Raw genomic sequence first — 16,824 nt, forward strand, 5'->3', positions numbered from 1 at the left:
GGCAGGCCTTTCACTGAGGGTTCTTCACAGGACTGTTCGGGTGAGGGGCAGGGGTCTGCTCCCCGGCGCGCGTCGGTCCGCCCTCGCGGGGCAGGTCCCAGTCGCGGGCCACGGCGTCGGTGTCGGCGCCGGGCAGCGCGGGCCCGGTGCGGACGGCGGTGGGGGTCGCGGAGAAGCGGGGTGCGGGGGCCGGCTGGGTGAGGCCGTCGTGGTCGGTGAAGGTGGAGCGGGCGGCGAGGTGGGGGTGGTGCGGTGCCTCGCGCAGCGTGAGGACGGGGGCCACGCAGGCGTCGGAGCCGGCGAACACGGACGTCCACTCGTCGCGGGTGCGGGACGCGAACCGGTCGGCGACGGCCGCGCGCAGCTCGGGCCAGCGGGCCGGGTCGTCGCGGGCGGGCGCCACGCCGGGGATGCCGAGCAGCTCCATGAACTCGGTGTAGAAGCGCTGCTCCAGGGCGCCGACCGCCATGTACCGGCCGTCGGCGGTCTCGTAGGTGCCGTAGAAGGGGCAGCCGCCGTCGAGGAGGTTGGCGCCGCGCCGGTCCTGCCAGGCGCCGGCGGCGAGCATGCCGTGGATCATCGAGGAGAGGTGGGCGGTGCCGTCGACGATCGCGGCGTCCACGACCTGGCCGGTGCCCGTCGCGCGCGCGTGGTGCAGGGCGGCGAGGACTCCGACGACCAGGTAGAGGGAGCCGCCGGCGTAGTCACCGAGGAGGTTGGCGGGGACGGCGGGCGGGCGGCCGGGGTCGCCGATCATGCCGAGGGTGCCGGTGAGCGCGATGTACCCGATGTCGTGACCGGCGCGTTCGGCGAGCGGGCCCTCCTGGCCCCAGCCGGTCATCCTGCCGTACACGAGGCGCGGGTTGAGGGCGTGGCAGGGCTCGGGGCCCACGCCGAGCCGTTCGGCGACGCCCGGGCGGTAGCCCTCGATCAGCACGTCGGCGCGTTCGGCGAGGGCGAGGACCCGCTCGGGGCCGTCCGGTGCCTTGAGGTCGACGAGCACGGAACGCTTGTTGCGGTTGGTGACGTCGTGCGCCGGGTCGACGCCGAGTCCCGGGCCGCCGGGGCGGTCGACGCGTACGACGTCGGCGCCGAGGTCGGCGAGGATCATGGCCGCGAACGGCCCCGGGCCGATGCCGGCCAGCTCGACCACGCGCACCCCGGAGAGCGGGCCCTCGCCCGTGGTCAGGGCCGGTGTGCCGGCTTTCGACATCGCATCCCCGCTCTGTGACACAACCGATGTAACACCAGTGATGCTAAGAACGTGTTCCACTGGGCACAAGACCCGGACGAGCAAGCGCTTAGCCCATTATGCGCCGCGGGCGTCCAGCCGCGCCGCCAGCCGGCGAGGAGCCACGGTGCGGTAGCTCTCCTCCACCCAGTCGCGGAGCAGGCCGGCGGCGGGGGCACCCTGGTCCTGCAACGGGATGCTCACCCAGCCCGACCTGCCCAGGCCGTACCCCGCGGGTTCGGCGCCGGGACACGACAGGGCATGGGCGTGCGCCTCCTCGCCGGTGAGCTTGAGGGTGACGCCCAGGGGGTGGCTGCCGTCGGTCACGCCGAGGAAGACGAACACCTTCTTGTTGACCTTCGCGACGGACTCGCCCCACGGGAACTCCTCCACGGCGTCCGGCATGCCGAGGGCGAACTCACGGACGTTCTCCCATTTTTTCAGGGCACTCCTGGACACGGCCACGCGATGCCTCCGGGGTCGTCGACGGACTCCACCCTCCTCACGCTAGCCTCAGCCACCGGCAACGGCGCGTGCTGCGGACCCGGGGGTTGCCGACGGGTGACGAAGGGATGTCATGAGCAGGCTGAAAGAGGCCGACCGGCCGTACGACATCGTGCTCTTCGGGGCGACGGGGTTCGTCGGAGAACTGACCGCGCGGTATCTCGCCGCGCACGCCCCCGAGGGGCTGCGCTGGGCGATCGCCGGCCGCGGCGAGGAGAAGCTGCGCCGGCTGCGCGACCGGCTGCCGGGCGCGCAGGACGCCGGCGTGCTGCGGGCGGACGTGTCCGATCCGGACTCGCTGCGCGAACTCGCCGGACAGGCGCGCGTGGTGGCCACGACGGTCGGCCCCTACGTCCGGTACGGCGACGCCCTGGCCGCCGCCTGCGCGGAGAGCGGCACGGACTACCTCGACCTCACCGGCGAGCCGGAGTTCGTGGACCTGACCTACGTGCGCCACGACGCCCGCGCGCGGGAGACCGGCGCCCGTCTGGTGCACGCCTGCGGTTTCGACTCGATCCCGCACGACCTGGGCGTGTACTTCACCGTGCGGCAGCTGCCGGAAGGTGTGCCGCTCACCGTGGACGGCTTCGTGAGCGTCGACGCGACCTTCTCCGGCGGCACCTTCGCCTCCGCGCTCGGCCAGTTCGCGCGCGGGCGGCAGCTGCGGGCCGCGGCCGTGGAACGCCGGCGGCACGAACCGCGCCTGGTGGGCCGCCGCGCCGTCACGCCGGCGGGCGCGCCGCGCTTCGCGGGTGAGGTCGGGGCCTGGGCGCTGCCGCTGCCGACCATCGACGCGCAGGTCGTACGGCGCTCCGCGAAGGCCCTGGACCGCTACGGCCCCGACTTCCGCTACCGCCACTACGCGGCCGTCCGGCGTCTGCCGGTGGCGGTGGGCGGAGTGGCGGCCGTGGGCGCGCTGCTGGCGGCGGCTCAGGTCCCGCCCGCGCGGCGCTGGCTGTCCGGGCGGCTCAAGCCAGGTGAGGGCCCGAGCGCCGAGAAGCGCGCCAGGAGCTGGTTCTCGGTCCGCTTCGTCGGCGAGGGGGGCGGGCGCAAGGTGTTCACGGAGGTCGCGGGCGGCGACCCCGGTTACGACGAGACGGCGAAGATGTTCGCCGAGGCGGCGCTCTGTCTCGCCCTCGACGAACTGCCGCCGACGTCCGGCCAGGTCACCACGGCCGTCGCGATGGGCGACGCGCTGACCGAGCGGCTGGTGGCGGCGGGCATCCGCTTCCGGGTGGCCGCCGCCCACTGAAAAGTCCCTCGTCCGGCGAGGGCGGGGGTCACCCCGTCCAGCCGGCGATCGTGTAGATCATTCCGCCGACCCAGGCCAGCCCCGCCACCACCGCCAGCGCCAGCCCCGCGAGGGCGGTCCGGCCGACGGGGCGGCCGGGGCGGGCGGGGTACTCGGGTGTCCGGCGTGTCGTCATGCGGTCCAGCCTGCCGGGGCGACGGGGGACGGCATATCCGTACGGATACTCAGACGGCCTGAGTGGTCCCGCGCAGCCGCCCTGCCCGCGGTTTGAGACTTTCCCGCCCGTCTCGACCGGCACGGCAGGTGCGACGCGGCCGAAGTCCCCATGGGAAGTTCAATGAAACCCTTGAGGGTATGAAGTTCCTTCTCGAAGTCACCATGGACGAGGGCGCGGTCGCCGAGGACCCCACCGGCGAGCTGCAGCGCATCCTGCGCTACTGGGGCGGCAACCTGCACCACTACGCGCTGCGGCCCGGCGACGGTTCGGCGGTCTACGACTCGGCGTACCAGGAGGTGGGCCGCTGGAGCGTAGCGGGCCGGGCCGGTTAGACGGCGGCGGCCCGCAGCGCCGCACGGCACAGGGCGTCGGCCCTGCGGGTGGTCTCCGGCAGACGGAAGGCGGGTGCCAGGGCCAAAGTGTGCGCGCAGGCGTTGGTAAGGCTCACCCGGTGACCGACGGAGACGAAGACCGGCTTCACGCCGTCCCGCGTGCGCACCGCGCGCCCGACCTCCTCGGCACCGGCGAGCAGCGGGGACGTGCTGCCGCGCGGGGCGGCCGGCTCGTCGTGGGTGAAGGTGAAGGGGTTCTTGGCCACGCCGATGGTGGGCAGGCCGGTGAGCACGCCCAGGTGGCTGGCGAGGCCGAAGCGGCGCGGGTGGGCCAGGCCGTACCCGTCGCAGACGACCAGGCCGGGCGGACACGGCAGGGCGTCCAGCGCGGCGCGGACGGTCGGGATCTCCCGGAAGGCGAGCAGGCCCGGCACGTAGGGGAAGGAGATCCGCCCGACGGCGGTGGCCTCGGCGACGACGGCGAGGGTCGCGGCGTCCAGCACGACGGCCGCCGCCGCGACCACGTCCCGTTCGTCGTCGTAGGCCACGTCGACGCCGGTCACCGTGCCCGTACCGGGCGGCGGGCCGGTCTCGTCGAGGACGACCCGCGCGCGCAGCCCGTCCTGGACGGCGCGCGCCCGCTCCTCGGTCGCGGGCCAGTCGGCGGGGATCTGCGCGGTCACGGGCGTCATGGTGGGGCAAGCCTAGAGGAGCCCGCAGTAGGCTCGCGATCATGTTCGTACTGGAGCTGTCCTACACCGCCCCGCTCCAAGCCGTCGACGCCGTCCTGCCGGATCATGTGGCCTGGCTGGACGAGCTGTACGGGCAGGGTGTGTTCCTGGCGTCCGGGCGCAAGGAGCCCCGCGACGGCGGGGTGATCATCGCCGTCGCGGCGGACCGTGCGCGGATCGAGGAGATCACCGCGGGCGACCCGTTCGTCCGGGCCGGTGTGTGCGCGTACCGCGTCACGGAGTTCGTCGCCAGCAAGACGGCCCCGGCGCTGGAGCCGTACCGGGAGACGCTCGCCTAGAGGGCGGTACGGCTCACTTGCCGAGGGCGCGTCGCAGGTCGCTCTTGTTCATGCTCGAACGGCCGTGCACGTTGCGGCGCTTGGCCTCCTCGTAGAGCTGGTCGTACGTGGGCCCCTGCGGCCCCTCGCCCCGGCCCGACCGCCGGCCGCCCCGCTCGCCCGGCGACATGTCCCGGGTGGACGTGCGGCTGGCGGTCTTCGACTCGCCCGACCGGGCGCGCTCCTTGTTGACCGTCCGGGCCGCGATCTCCTTGGCGCGGCCGGTGCTCTCACCGCGGTCCTCGGCGCTGCCCTTGATGTGCTCGTACTGACGTTCCCGTTTGGGGCCGACACCTCGCGGCATGTCCGCTCACTTCCTCTCACGCTTCGGCGAGCGGGTACCCGCATCGCGGAACGACACCCCACCCCGCCCGGCGTCACCACTCCAGACGCGCGGCCCTGCCCTGCTCACCCGCGGCCCAGCAGCCCAGGTCGGGCGTGCAGTCCACGGTGTCGTAGGAGCCGGTGTCGACGGTGCGCCAGGTGCGGCCGCCGTCCGTGGTGAGGTCGGTGCCGGTGGGGCCCACCGCGAGGGCGGCGGTGCGGCTGTGCGGGAGCCAGGCGACGCCGGAACGGTAGGCCGGCGGCGGCCGGTCGGCGGGCCGCCAGGTGCGGCCGGCGTCCGCGGTGCGTGCCCCCGCCCGCGGCGAACTCTGGTCGGGGCGGTAGTCGCCGCCGACCGCGAGGCCGTGGGCGCGGTCGCGGAAGGCGAGCGCGAAGACGCCCCGCGCCGGGTCGCCCGCCGGGATCGGCGCGTCGGCGGCCGTCCAGGTCAGCCCCCGGTCGGCGGAGTGCAGCACGCGCGCGTGCGCGGCCCCGCCGGTGGCCAGCCACACGTCCCGCGGACCGGAGGAGACCAGGCACTGGCCACTGGCCGCGAACCCGGCCTCGCCGTCCTGGGCGGCCGGCATGCCCCGGTCCGGCAGCACCTTCCAGGAGCGGCCGCCGTCGCGGGTGGACAGGATGCGGAACTTCCCGTCCACCGGGTCGCTCATGGCGAGTCCGTGCCGGGAGTCGAAGAAGGTGAGGCAGTCGTAGAAGGCCCGCGCGTCGGTGTTGCGGAAGGACTCCGTCCAGGTGGCCCCGCCGTCGGCGGTGCGGTAGACCCGGGACGCCTCGCCCTCGCCGATGGCCAGGACCACGGCCCGGCGGGCGTCGAAGGCCTCGACGTCCCGGAACTCCAGGTCGCCGGCGCCCGGCGGGGAGACGTCGCGCCAGGTGTCGCCGCCGTCGGTGGTGCGCAGGACGGTGCCCTCGGAGCCGGCCAGCCACGCGGTGTGCCGGCTGACGGCGGCGAGCCCCCGGAAACGGGCGTCGGGCGCCCCGGTGTCCTTCAGCTCCCAGTGCGGACTGTGCCCGGGCTGGTGTGCCTGTGCCGGTACGGTCGTCAGCGCGGCCAGCGCCGCCGCGCAGACCGCCCCCGCGAGCGCCCTGCGCCCCGTGCGCCGGCGAGCGGTTCGAATCGGCCGTACCGTGCGTCGCGTGCTTCCCAAGCGCCTCATGGCGGGCGAAGCTAGCCCACCGGGGGTGAGCCGTCCAGAGGACCTGCCCGGCACGCGCGTGGCGCAAGTGCCGTACGGGGCGGGCGAGGAGAGCCGTGTCACGCCGGTGCATGAACGCGGTGACAGAGGTCACTCGATGCTCGTGTGCACGGATCGGCTGATTCCAACGTCTCTTCAAGTGCCCGGCCCGCACCACCCCGAGAGCCCGTCCAGCCGTCACGAGGGAGCAAGGCGTTGTCCACCGTCATCGAGCAGCCGGTCGAGGCGCGGCTCGTCGCCGCCGCACCGCGCATGCCGAGCATTCCCGCCACCCTGCACTACGACCGCGGCGACCCCTTCGCCGTCCGCATGACCTTCCCGGCCCCGGCCACCCTGGAGGGTGTGGAGGTCTGCTGGACCTTCTCCCGCGAGCTGCTCATCGCGGGGATGCGGGAGCCGGACGGCCACGGCGACGTGCGGGTGCGCCCGTACGGGTACGACCGCACCGTCCTGGAGTTCCACGCGCCCGAGGGCACCGCCGTGATCCACGTGCGCTCCGGCGAGCTGCGCCGGTTCCTGGCGGCCACGGGCGAGCTGGTGCCCGTCGGCATGGAGCACCTTCACCTGGACCTGGAGCACGACCTGGCGGAGCTGATGCGCGGCAGCTGCTGACCGGGCGTCGCTGCCGGTGCCTCTCCGCGCCCCGGGCCCGCCTCCGCCCCGACCTCGGCGCCCCGACCTCAGCGCCCCGACGACGCCACGGCCCGGGCGGTCTCCGCGCTCACCGCACCCCAGACCTCTCCCACGATCTTCCGCAGCCCGGGGGCCGCCGCCCCGCCCCGCTCGGTCAGCTCGGCGATGCGCTCCTCGCCGCGCCCACCGCCGGCCGCGCCGGGTCCGGCGCCGGCCGGGAGGCCGGGTGCCGCGGCGGCGACGAGCACGGCCGCGGCCGCGTCGCGCTCGGACACCTCCCCGGCCGGGATCCGGCCCTCCAGCACCTCCCGCGTCTCCTCACGGAGCGCCTTCGCCACGGCCGGGCGCGCCAGGACATGCTCCACGGACGGGAACACCCCGAGCACCCGTTTCTTCTCGGCCCGCAGGTAGCCCTCGGCCACCAGTTGCTCCCGGACGGCGTCGAAGGTGACCCGCGCGTGCAGCGCGACCCACGTCCGCCACCGGTGCGGCAGCGACTCGCGGACCAGGTCGAGCAGTCCGTCGAGGACCGCGTCCCCGGTGCGGGAGTCCAGGTCGACGGGGGTGGCGATACCGTCGTCGTCGGTGAGCAGGCCGCGCCGGGCCAGTTCGGTGAGCGCGCCGGCGCGCACCAGGTGGTGGACCCGGGCGGTGTCCGCGGCCCCGGACCTCGCGGGGTCCCAGGCCAGCAGGCAGAGCCGGGCGGGCAGTGAGAGCGGGCCGTTGGGCACGGGGCCTCCTCGGGGCCGTGTGGCCGGGTGCGCGGAAATACGTTGACAGCGCACCCGGCCCCTCGTACGGTGTATATCGCTTCTGTTGCCGCCGATTGGAGAAGGACGTTGCTCGTCTGAGGTCCTGAGACACCGCGACACACCTCACGTGTGTGTACGCAGCGTGCGACCTCGGCGTTCGAGCCGTCCCTTCGCGGAGCAGGGCATTTTTCATGCCCGGCACTCCCCCGGGGCTCCTCCTTCTCTCGTCCGACGGCGGTCGCCGCCCTCCCGGTGTCTCGATACGCGTTTGCCCCTGACGGCTTCAAGCAACCGCGGAGACCCGTATGTCCACATCCATCACTTGTACGTCCCTGTCCTTCGCCTGGCCCGACGGCACGCCCGTCTTCGAGGGACTCGACACCGCGTTCGGCCCCGGCAGGACCGGCCTCGTCGGCGTCAACGGGGCGGGCAAGTCCACCCTGTTGAAGCTGATCGCCGGGCAGCTCACGCCCGCCGACGGCCTCGTCCGCGTCACCGGCGAGGTCGGCCACCTGCCGCAGAACGTCACCCTCGACACCGCGCTGCGGGTCGACGAGGTGCTCGGCATCGCCGCGCGCCGGGCCGCGCTGCACGCCATCGAGGCGGGTGACGTGGCCGAGGAGCACTTCGAGACGGTCGGCGACGACTGGGACGTCGAGGAGCGCGCCCTCGCCACCCTCGGTGAACTCGGGCTCGGCCACGTGGGGCTCGACCGCACCGTCGGCGAGGTCTCGGGCGGCGAGTCGGTGCTGCTGCGGCTGGCCGCGCTGCTGCTGCGCCGGCCCGACGTCCTGCTCCTGGACGAGCCCACCAACAACCTCGACCTGTACGCCCGCAGGCGCCTGTACGCGGCCGTCACCTCCTGGCCGGGCGTGCTGGTCGTGGTCAGTCACGACCGGGAACTGCTCGAACTGGTCGACCAGATCGCCGACCTGCGCTCCGGCGGCATCACCTGGTACGGCGGGAACCTCTCGGCGTACGAGGAGGCGCTGGCCGTGGAGCAGGAGGCGGCCGAGCGCATGGTGCGGGTCGCCGAGTCCGATCTGCGCAAGCAGAAGCGGGAACTGGCCGACGCCCAGGTCAAACTGGCCCGCCGCAAGCGGTACGGCCAGAAGATGTGGGACCAGAAACGCGAACCGAAGATCGTCATGGGGGCGCGCAAGCGCGCGGCGCAGGAGTCCGCGGGCAAGCACCGCATCATGCACGAGGAGAAGCTCGCCGAGGCCAGGGAGCGCCTCGACGACGCGGTGGAGGCCGTGCGGGACGACGACGAGATCCGCGTCGACCTGCCGTACACGGCCGTACCGCCGGGCCGGTCCGTGCTCACCCTGCGCGACCTGGAACTCCGGTACGGCGCGCGGGTGGAGGGCGGCTTCGATCTGCACGGTCCCGAACGGATCGCGCTGGTCGGACGCAACGGCGCGGGCAAGACCACGCTGCTGCGCACGGTCGCCGGGGAGCTGGCCCCGGTGGCGGGCGAGGCGACGGCGCACGTGCCGCTGCGGTTCCTGCCCCAGCGCCTCGACGTCCTCGACGGGGAGCTGACCGTCGCGGAGAACGTGGCCCGGTTCGCGCCGGGCGCCACCAACAACCGGATCCGCGCGCGGCTGGCCCGCTTCCTGTTCCGGGGCGCCCGCGCCGACCAGAAGGCGGCGACACTCTCCGGCGGCGAACGGTTCCGGGCGGCGCTGGCCGCGCTGATGCTGGCCGAGCCCGCGCCGCAGCTGCTGATGCTGGACGAGCCGACGAACAACCTGGACATGGCGAGCGTGCGGCAGCTCACCACCGCCCTGGAGTCCTACGAGGGAGCGCTGATCGTGGCCAGCCACGACATGCCGTTCCTGGAGTCGCTGGGCATCACCCGGTGGCTGCTGTTCGAGGAGGGAGAACTGCGGGAAATCACGCCAGAAGCTGTCGGGTATCCCGCCTAGCGTCCCTCGCATGAGCGAGTTCATCACCATCACCGGAGCCAGGGAGAACAACCTCCAGGACGTCACCCTCCGCATCCCGAAGGGCCGGCTGACCGTGTTCACCGGCGTTTCGGGGTCGGGGAAGTCGTCGGTCGTCTTCGACACCATCGCGGTCGAGTCGCGGCGCCAGCTGAACGAGACGTTCACCTGGTTCGTGCGCAACCGGCTGCCCAAGTACGAGCGGCCGCACGCGGACGCCCTGGAGGACCTCTCCCCCGCGATCGTCGTCGACCAGCGGCCGGTGGGCGGCCACTCGCGGTCCACGGTCGGCACGATGACCGACATCCACTCGGTGCTGCGGGTGCTGTTCTCCCGGCACGGCACCCCCAGCGCCGGCGGGGCGACGGCGTACTCGTTCAACGACCCGTCGGGCATGTGCCCCGGCTGCGACGGGCTGGGCCGCACGGTGCGGCCCGACTGGGACCGGATCCTCGACCCCGCCAGGTCGCTGGCCGACGGGGCGGTCCGCTTCCCGCCGTTCGCGGCCGGCACCTGGCAGGGGCAGGCCTACACCAACTCCGACGAGCTGGACCCGGACCGCCCGGTCGGCGACTTCACCGACGCCGAGCGGGCCTTCCTGATGCGCGGGCGGCCCGGCAGCAAGGTCACCGTCAACGGCTCGGGCGGCACCTGGACCACCGAGTACGAGGGGCTCGCCGACCGCTTCGAGCGGCTCTACCTCAAGCGGGACCTGTCGGGCATGAGCGAGAAGACCAGGAACCTCGTACGGGGGTTCCTGGTGGAGGGCGCCTGCCCCGAGTGCGGCGGGGCCCGGCTGAACGCGGCCGCGCTCGCGGCCCGGATCGACGGGCACTCCATCGCCGACTGCTCCGCCATGCAGGTCACCGACCTGATCGCCGTACTGAAGCGGATCGACGACCCGGTGGCGCTGCCGGTCGCCGGTGCCGCCGTCGCGGCGCTGGAGCGGGTCGAGGCGATCGGCCTCGGCTATCTCAGCCTCGGCCGGGAGACCTCCACGCTCTCCGGCGGCGAGGGACAGCGGCTGAAGACCGTGCGGCACCTCGGCTCCAGCCTGACCGGGATGACGTACATCTTCGACGAGCCCAGCGTCGGGCTGCACCCGCGCGACGTCGGGCGCCTGGGCGACCTGCTGCTGCGGCTGCGCGACAAGGGCAACACCGTGCTGGTCGTCGAGCACGACCCGGACGTCATCGCGCTGGCGGACCACGTGGTCGACATGGGGCCGGGCGCCGGCGCCGACGGCGGCCGGGTGGTGTTCGAGGGCACGCCGGACGGACTGGCCGCGTCGGACACGCTCACCGGGCGGTGCCTGGGCAGGCGGACGACGGTGAAGGCGGAGCCGCGGCAGGCGGACGGGCACCTGTGGGTGAAGGGCGCCGGCCGGCACAACCTGCGGGACGTGACGGTGGCGTTCCCGACCGGGGTGCTCACCGCGGTCACCGGGGTGGCCGGATCCGGCAAGAGCACGCTGGTCGCGGAGCTGACCGCCGCCCACCCGGACGCCGTGACCGTCGACCAGTCGGCCATCGGCGTCTCCGCGCGGTCCACCCCGGCGACCTACCTCGGGATCATGGACACCGTACGGAAACTCTTCGCGCGGGAGACGGGCACCGAACCGGGCTTCTTCAGCTTCAACTCGGCGGGTGCGTGCGGCACCTGCGAAGGGCGCGGGGTCATCCACACCGACCTCGCGTTCATGGACCCGGTGACGACCACCTGCCACGACTGCGAGGGGCGGCGGTTCCGGGAGGAGGTGCTGCGGCTGACGGTGGACGGCAGGTCGGTCGCCGACGTGCTGGCGATGACCGCGGGCCAGGCGCTGGACTTCTTCGCCGACCCGGGCCTGCGGCGCCGGCTGCGCGCCCTGCACGACGTCGGTCTCACCTACCTCGCCCTCGGACAGCCGCTCTCGACGCTCTCCGGCGGCGAGCGGCAGCGCATCAAGCTGGCCACCCGCCTGCACCGCACCGGCGCCGTGTACGTCCTGGACGAACCGACCACCGGGCTGCACATGTCGGACGTGCAGGGGCTGCTCGCGCTGCTGGACCGGCTGGTCGGCACCGGCAACACGGTGGTCGTCGTGGAGCACAACCTGGACGTGGTCGCGCACGCCGACTGGGTCGTGGACCTCGGCCCCGACGGCGGCCGGGACGGCGGCCGGGTGGTCTTCGAGGGCACCCCGCGGGACCTGCTCGCCGCCCGCGGCTCCAGCACGGCGGAGCATCTCAGGAGGGCTACGAGCGGCTGACGGGGGTTCCGTCCGCACGCGTCCCCGCTGCATGATGGCGGACCGGCGCCGGACCACGGGCGCCGGACCCGACAGCGCCGATACGGAAGGCCCCGCGTGCCCAGCAAGAAGGCCCTCGTCCGCCGCCCCAGCCCCAGGCTCGCCGAAGGCCTGGTGACCCACGTCGAGCGGGAGCCGGTCGACCACGCCCTGGCGGTCGAGCAGTGGGACGCCTACGTCGAGGCCCTGGCGGCGAACGGCTGGGAGACGCTGGAGGTGGACCCCGCCGACGACTGCCCCGACTCGGTGTTCGTCGAGGACACGGTCGTCATGTACCGCAACGTCGCCCTGATCACGCGGCCCGGCGCGGAGTCCCGGCGGGCGGAGACGGCCGGCGTCGAGGAGGCCGTGGCCCGGCTCGGCTGCTCGGTCAACTGGGTCTGGGAGCCCGGCACCCTGGACGGCGGCGACGTCCTGAAGATCGGCGACACGATCTACGTCGGGCGCGGCGGGCGGACAAACGCGGCCGGGGTGCAGCAGGTGCGGGCCGCGTTCGAGCCGCTGGGCGCCCGGGTCGTCGCCGTGCCGGTGAGCCGGGTGCTGCACCTGAAGTCGGCGGTGACCGCGCTGCCGGACGGCACGGTGATCGGGCACATCCCGCAGACCGACGTGCCGTCGCTCTACCCGCGCTTCCTGCCGGTGCCGGAGGAGTCCGGGGCGCACGTGGTGCTGCTCGGCGGGGAGAAGCTACTGATGGCGGCGAGCGCGCCGAAGACGGCGGAGCTGCTGGCCGACCTCGGCCACGAACCCGTGCTCGTCGACATCGGCGAGTTCGAGAAGCTCGAAGGCTGTGTGACATGCCTCTCGGTCCGGCTGCGGGAACTGTACGCCTGAATTCGCCGGCACGTCACCCGTCCGGCCCCGGGACCTGCGTGTCTCGGCGCCTTTCCGGGCCCCGCGGGACCGTGGCTGATCAGCGCCCTTTACAGTGCGTTTAACCTACGCCCTCGTAACCTACGGTTTCGTAGCCTACGATCCCGTAGGTTCCCGGCACCGCTCGCCGGCCGCTCCGCACTGTCGCACGTCCCCTGGAGTTCTCCGTGACGATCGTCTCCCCGCACCTCGGCTCCTCCGCCGAATGGACCGACGCCCGGCTGCTGTACGCGCTGGAGGAAGTGGTCGAGAACGAACTCAACCGGCATCTGAAGGTCGCCAAGGACTGGATGCCGCACGAGTACGTGCCGTGGACCGACGGACGGAACTTCCCGGGGATCTTCGAGGACGGCGAGGCCTGGGAGAAGGAGCAGTCGAAGGTCACCGAGATCGGCCGGATCGCGCTCGTGGTGAACCTGCTGACGGAGGACAACCTCCCCAGCTACCACCACGAGATCGCCAGCCTCTTCGGCCGTGACGGTGCCTGGGGCACCTGGGTGCACCGCTGGACCGCCGAGGAGGGGCGGCACGGCATCGTCATGCGCGACTACCTGCTCGCCTCCCGCGCGGTCGACCCGGACAAGCTGGAGCAGTTCCGGATGGCCCACATGAGCGAGGGCTTCGAGTCGGACAACCGGCACTCGATGCTGCACTCGGTGGCCTACGTCGCCTTCCAGGAGCTGGCCACCCGCATCTCGCACCGCAACACCGGCCACCAGTCCGGCGACCCGGTCTGCGACCGCATGCTGGCCCGCATCGCGACCGACGAGAACCTGCACATGGTCTTCTACCGGAACCTGCTCAAGGCCGCCTTCGAGATCGCGCCCGACCTCACCATGCAGGCGGTGCGGGACGTGGTCGTGAACTTCCGGATGCCCGGTCACGGCATGCCCGGCTTCGAGCGGGCCGCGGCGCAGATGGCGATCGGCGAGGTCTACAACCTGCGCATCCACCACGACGACGTGATCCAGCCCGTGCTGCGCTTCCTGAAGGTCCTGGAGATCGACGGACTCGGCCCGGAGGGTGTGCGGGCCCAGGAGGAACTGGGTCTCTACATGGGCGGGCTGGACGCCGAGGCGTCCAAGTTCGACGAGAAGCTGGCGGCACGCAAGGCCCGGATGGCGGCCCGCGCGGCGGGCTGACCACGGGGCGGCACCGGTGGCGACGCCGTCGACCGCGGCGGGTCCGTCACTCGTAGGCCGTCGTCTCCGCGTCCGTATGCGCCGTGCGTCTCGGCTCGGTGAGCAGGGACCACGGGTCGTGCGACTGGCCTGCGCGCACGACGAGTTCGCACATGCGGGCCGGTGGGCGAGCGGGTCGTGCGGGCCGATGGGCGAGCGGGTCGAGGGCGTGCAGCAGACTGTCGGCCGCGTGCTGGACCACTGTGCCGCGCCCGCCGGGATCCGCCTGCCCCGGCGGGCGCGGCACAGCGAGTCACCGGTGCGGGCGGCCGGTCCGGGAGCCGCGCTCAGGGGGTGGCGCGGCGCAGTTCCAGGCGTTCCTTCTCCGACAGTCCGCCCCAGACGCCGAAGCGCTCGTCATTGCTCAGCGCGAAGTCCAGGCAGGCCGAACGGATCGGGCAGAGGGCGCAGATCCGCTTCGCGTCCCGTACGGAACTGCCGGGCTCGGGGAAGAAGAACTCGGCTCCGGTCTGTGCGCACAACGCCTCCTCCTGCCAGTCGAGGTCCGGCGTGGCGATCGTCTCGATGTGCATGGACAGGAGCGTGCCGGGGGGCGAAAAACATTTCATCAACGCCGGATCAACGACGTCGGCGGGTCCGCCCCGCTCCGATGGTCCTCCGCCGGGTGCGGCAGCGCACGGCGGCGCGCGGAAGCGGGGGCCGGTGGTCGGTGGAAGACTCGGCTGTACAGGCAACGGGACCCTTCCGAGGAGGGCGATCATGCTCACCACCCGTTTCGTCACCGGCGCCCCGAACTGGGTCGACGTCGGCACGACCGACTTCGACGCCTCCGCCGCCTTCTACGGGGGTCTCTTCGGCTGGCGGTTCCGGTCGGCGGGTCCGGAGGCCGGCGGCTACGGCTTCTTCGAACTGGACGGCCGGATCGCGGCCGGCGGCATGGAGACGTCGTCCGAGCAGGGCCCGCCGTCCTGGACGGTGTACTTCCAGACCCCGGACGCCCGGGCCACCGCCAAGACCTCCGAGCAGGCCCGCGGGGGTGTCTTCGCGCAGCCGATGGAGGTGATGGAGCAGGGCACCATGGCGATCCTCGCCGACCGGGCCGGGCTGCCGTTCGGCGTCTGGCAGCCGGCGCGGCTCCCGGGTCTGGGCGTGGTCGGCGAGAGCGGCGCGCTGTGCTGGGTCGAGCTGCACACGGCGGACGTCGCGGCCGCCGCCGCGTACTACCGGAGCGTCCTGGGACTGGAGACCTCGGCGGTGTCCTTCCCGGGTGGCTCCTACACCTCGGTCAACCCGGGCGGGCAGGGCGAGGACGCCATGTTCGGCGGTGTCGTCCCGCTCGCCGACGATCCGGAGCCGACGGAGACCGGCTGGCTGCCGTACTTCGCGGTGGACGACACCGACGCGACGGTCGCCCGGGCCCGGGAGCTGGGCGGCACGGTGCCGATGGCCGCGACGGACATCGAGGACGTCGGCCGTGTCGCCCGCATCGCCGACCCGTCCGGCGCCCGCTTCGCGGTCCTCAGGCCACTGCCGCGGCAGGCGTAGGGACGCCGGGTGCCCGGTGCCGACGGGGGCTCCGGGAGGCGGGGCGGGCGCCGGGTCCGCGTGCTCACGCCCGCGAGCGCCCGCGCCACGGGGAACAACGAGGCCGACTCGGTGGACCAGCGTGGTCGGCAGGATGACGCCGGACGTCCCGGGCTCCGGCGGTGCACCGGGACCCTCGGCGGCCGTGCAGGAGACGGAACGGCGGCCTCCGGGCCGTCGGCAGCCGTGTGGGGGGGGGCGGGCCGCGCCGGAGGAGACGGCCGTCAGACGTGGGCGACGCGGGGACCCCGGTGCCGGCATGGGCCCTCAAGGGGAGGCGGGCGCCGGGTCCGCGTGGTCATGCGCTGGCGCGGTGGACCAGCGTGGTCGGCAGGATGACGCCGGACGTCCCGGGCTCCGGAACGGCGGCCTCCGGGCCGTCGGCGGCCGTGCGGGGGGCCGGGCCGCGCAGGAGGAGACGGGCCATCAGGCGGCCCATCTCCTCGATGTCCTGGCGGACGGTGGTCAGGGGCGGGTCGGTCTGTTCGGCGACGGGCAGCATGTCGTCGAAGCCCACCACCGCCACGTCGTCCGGCACCCGGCGCCCGCGCTCGCGCAGCACCCGCAGGGCACCGGCGGCGGTGAGGTCGTTGGCCGCGAACACGGCGTCCAGGTCCGGGCAGCGGTCGAGCAGTTCCCGCATCGCCCGTTCGCCGCCGCCGGGGGTGAAGTCGCCGTGCGCGACCAGCCCCGGGTCGGCGCCGGCCCGGACGTCGCGGAAGCCGGCCAGCCGGTCGGCGGCGGAGGTCTGGTCGAGCGGGCCGGTGATGTGCGCGATCCGGGTGCGGCCGAGGGCGGCCAGGTGGCGGACGGCCGCGCGGGCGCCGCCGCGGTTGTCGCTGTCGACGTACACCACGTCGTCCCCGTCGTCCTCCCAGTCGGGGCGCCCGCCGAACACCGTCGGCACCCCGGCCCCGCGCACGAGGCCGGGCAGCGGGTCGTGGAGGTGCAGGGAGAAGACGAGGGCGCCGTCGACGTGCCCGCCGGCCAGATAGCGGCCGACCCGGGCGTGGTCTTCGCGGCCCTCGGTGAGCAGGAGCACCAACTGGTTGTCGTGGGCCGTCAGTTCCTTGCTGATGCCGCGCAACTGCTGGGCGAAGTAGGGGTCGGCGAAGACCCGGGTCTCCGGCTCGGCGGCGACGACGGCGACGGCGTCGTGCCGTCGGGTCACCAGGCTGCGGGCGGCCTGGTTGGGCACGTAGCCGAGTTCCTCCACCGCGCGCCGGACCCGCTCGGCCAGCGCGTCGCGCACCCCGTGCGCCCCGTTGACCACGCGGGACACGGTGGCCCGCGAGACCCCGGCCCGCTCGGCCACGGCCTCCAGCGTGGGGCGGGGCACTGTCTCGCTCACTCGATGGCTCCTCGTCGGGGGGGGGGGGCGGCGGGAATCGCCGCGGCCCCCCGAGGGGTGGGTGCGGGGGGGGGGCCGCCGAGGGGGGGGTGGGGGGGGGGAGA

19 protein-coding genes are annotated in these 16,824 nt (G+C 73.8%); 9 read left to right on the forward strand and 10 right to left on the reverse strand.

From position 1 onward, the window contains the following. Positions 1–10: 10 nt before the first annotated feature. A complete protein-coding gene (locus tag ACFW01_RS03745; protein WP_384502291.1) occupies positions 11–1,213 on the reverse strand; it encodes a CaiB/BaiF CoA transferase family protein in 1,203 nt (400 codons plus the stop codon). A gap of 96 nt (positions 1,214–1,309) precedes the next feature. Next, entirely contained in the window at positions 1,310–1,696 is a 387-nt protein-coding gene (locus ACFW01_RS03750) for an MmcQ/YjbR family DNA-binding protein (protein ID WP_234956936.1), read from the reverse strand. 112 nt (positions 1,697–1,808) lie between these two features. Here ACFW01_RS03750 and ACFW01_RS03755 point away from each other — a divergent pair, with 112 nt between their 5' ends. Then, a complete protein-coding gene (locus ACFW01_RS03755) occupies positions 1,809–2,987 on the forward strand; it encodes a saccharopine dehydrogenase family protein (protein WP_384502292.1) in 1,179 nt (392 codons plus the stop codon). Positions 2,988–3,015: 28 nt separating this feature from the next. On the opposite strand, the gene mmpA is transcribed toward ACFW01_RS03755, so the two are convergent. Further along, positions 3,016–3,162: a morphogenic membrane protein MmpA gene (mmpA, locus tag ACFW01_RS03760; RefSeq protein WP_122620642.1), complete on the reverse strand. Its 147-nt coding sequence runs from the start codon at positions 3,160–3,162 to the stop codon at positions 3,016–3,018. Between the two features lie 179 nt (positions 3,163–3,341). On the opposite strand from mmpA, the gene ACFW01_RS03765 reads away from it, so the two are divergent. Next, positions 3,342–3,536 (forward strand): hypothetical protein, encoded by a 195-nt coding sequence (locus tag ACFW01_RS03765; RefSeq protein ID WP_234956934.1) that lies wholly within the window; start codon positions 3,342–3,344, stop codon positions 3,534–3,536. On the opposite strand, the gene ACFW01_RS03770 is transcribed toward ACFW01_RS03765, so the two are convergent. Then, entirely contained in the window at positions 3,533–4,228 is a 696-nt protein-coding gene (locus tag ACFW01_RS03770; RefSeq protein WP_234956933.1) for an endonuclease V, read from the reverse strand. The genes ACFW01_RS03765 and ACFW01_RS03770 overlap by 4 nt on opposite strands. 41 nt (positions 4,229–4,269) lie before the next feature. Here ACFW01_RS03770 and ACFW01_RS03775 point away from each other — a divergent pair, with 41 nt between their 5' ends. Further along, positions 4,270–4,566, forward strand: a complete 297-nt coding sequence (locus ACFW01_RS03775) for a YciI family protein (protein ID WP_234956932.1) — start codon at positions 4,270–4,272, stop codon at positions 4,564–4,566. Positions 4,567–4,579: 13 nt separating this feature from the next. On the opposite strand, the gene ACFW01_RS03780 is transcribed toward ACFW01_RS03775, so the two are convergent. Further along, positions 4,580–4,909 carry a plasmid stabilization protein gene (locus ACFW01_RS03780; protein ID WP_234956931.1) on the reverse strand — a complete coding sequence of 110 codons (330 nt, stop codon included), beginning with the start codon at positions 4,907–4,909 and terminating at the stop codon, positions 4,580–4,582. A gap of 73 nt (positions 4,910–4,982) precedes the next feature. Continuing rightward, on the reverse strand, positions 4,983–6,107 hold the full coding sequence (locus tag ACFW01_RS03785; RefSeq protein WP_384502293.1) for a WD40/YVTN/BNR-like repeat-containing protein: 1,125 nt from the start codon (positions 6,105–6,107) through the stop codon (positions 4,983–4,985). A 234-nt stretch (positions 6,108–6,341) separates the two neighbouring features. Between ACFW01_RS03785 and ACFW01_RS03790 the strand changes: the two genes are divergently transcribed. Beyond that, the gene (locus ACFW01_RS03790; protein WP_161327022.1) at positions 6,342–6,758 is read left to right on the forward strand and encodes an SsgA family sporulation/cell division regulator; all 417 of its coding nucleotides are present in this window, start codon (positions 6,342–6,344) and stop codon (positions 6,756–6,758) included. Positions 6,759–6,826: 68 nt separating this feature from the next. Here the strand turns inward: ACFW01_RS03790 and ACFW01_RS03795 are convergent, their stop codons facing one another. Further along, entirely contained in the window at positions 6,827–7,510 is a 684-nt protein-coding gene (locus tag ACFW01_RS03795) for a GPP34 family phosphoprotein (protein ID WP_234956929.1), read from the reverse strand. Between the two features lie 326 nt (positions 7,511–7,836). On the opposite strand from ACFW01_RS03795, the gene ACFW01_RS03800 reads away from it, so the two are divergent. From ACFW01_RS03800 to ACFW01_RS03815, 4 genes are all read left to right on the forward strand, one after another. Further along, positions 7,837–9,462, forward strand: coding sequence for an ABC-F family ATP-binding cassette domain-containing protein (locus ACFW01_RS03800; protein WP_234956928.1), 1,626 nt, complete (start codon positions 7,837–7,839; stop codon positions 9,460–9,462). Positions 9,463–9,472: 10 nt separating this feature from the next. Next, positions 9,473–11,731 (forward strand): excinuclease ABC subunit UvrA, encoded by a 2,259-nt coding sequence (locus tag ACFW01_RS03805; RefSeq protein ID WP_234956927.1) that lies wholly within the window; start codon positions 9,473–9,475, stop codon positions 11,729–11,731. Between the two features lie 96 nt (positions 11,732–11,827). Then, entirely contained in the window at positions 11,828–12,604 is a 777-nt protein-coding gene (gene ddaH, locus ACFW01_RS03810; protein ID WP_234956926.1) for a dimethylargininase, read from the forward strand. A 206-nt stretch (positions 12,605–12,810) separates the two neighbouring features. Continuing rightward, complete coding sequence (locus tag ACFW01_RS03815) at positions 12,811–13,785, forward strand: acyl-ACP desaturase (protein WP_234956925.1); 975 nt, start codon at positions 12,811–12,813, stop codon at positions 13,783–13,785. Between the two features lie 46 nt (positions 13,786–13,831). Here ACFW01_RS03815 and ACFW01_RS03820 read toward each other — a convergent pair whose 3' ends face one another. Beyond that, complete coding sequence (locus ACFW01_RS03820) at positions 13,832–14,026, reverse strand: hypothetical protein (RefSeq protein ID WP_384502294.1); 195 nt, start codon at positions 14,024–14,026, stop codon at positions 13,832–13,834. A gap of 85 nt (positions 14,027–14,111) precedes the next feature. Then, positions 14,112–14,357: a WhiB family transcriptional regulator gene (locus ACFW01_RS03825; RefSeq protein ID WP_234956924.1), complete on the reverse strand. Its 246-nt coding sequence runs from the start codon at positions 14,355–14,357 to the stop codon at positions 14,112–14,114. Positions 14,358–14,544: 187 nt separating this feature from the next. Between ACFW01_RS03825 and ACFW01_RS03830 the strand changes: the two genes are divergently transcribed. Next, the gene (locus ACFW01_RS03830; RefSeq protein ID WP_384502295.1) at positions 14,545–15,330 is read left to right on the forward strand and encodes a VOC family protein; all 786 of its coding nucleotides are present in this window, start codon (positions 14,545–14,547) and stop codon (positions 15,328–15,330) included. A 337-nt stretch (positions 15,331–15,667) separates the two neighbouring features. Here the strand turns inward: ACFW01_RS03830 and ACFW01_RS03835 are convergent, their stop codons facing one another. Beyond that, positions 15,668–16,720 carry a LacI family DNA-binding transcriptional regulator gene (locus tag ACFW01_RS03835; protein WP_384502296.1) on the reverse strand — a complete coding sequence of 351 codons (1,053 nt, stop codon included), beginning with the start codon at positions 16,718–16,720 and terminating at the stop codon, positions 15,668–15,670. Positions 16,721–16,824 lie beyond the last annotated feature (104 nt).

Origin of the sequence: Streptomyces sp. NPDC058985 (assembly GCF_042740985.1) — a bacterium.
Classification (GTDB): domain Bacteria; phylum Actinomycetota; class Actinomycetes; order Streptomycetales; family Streptomycetaceae; genus Streptomyces.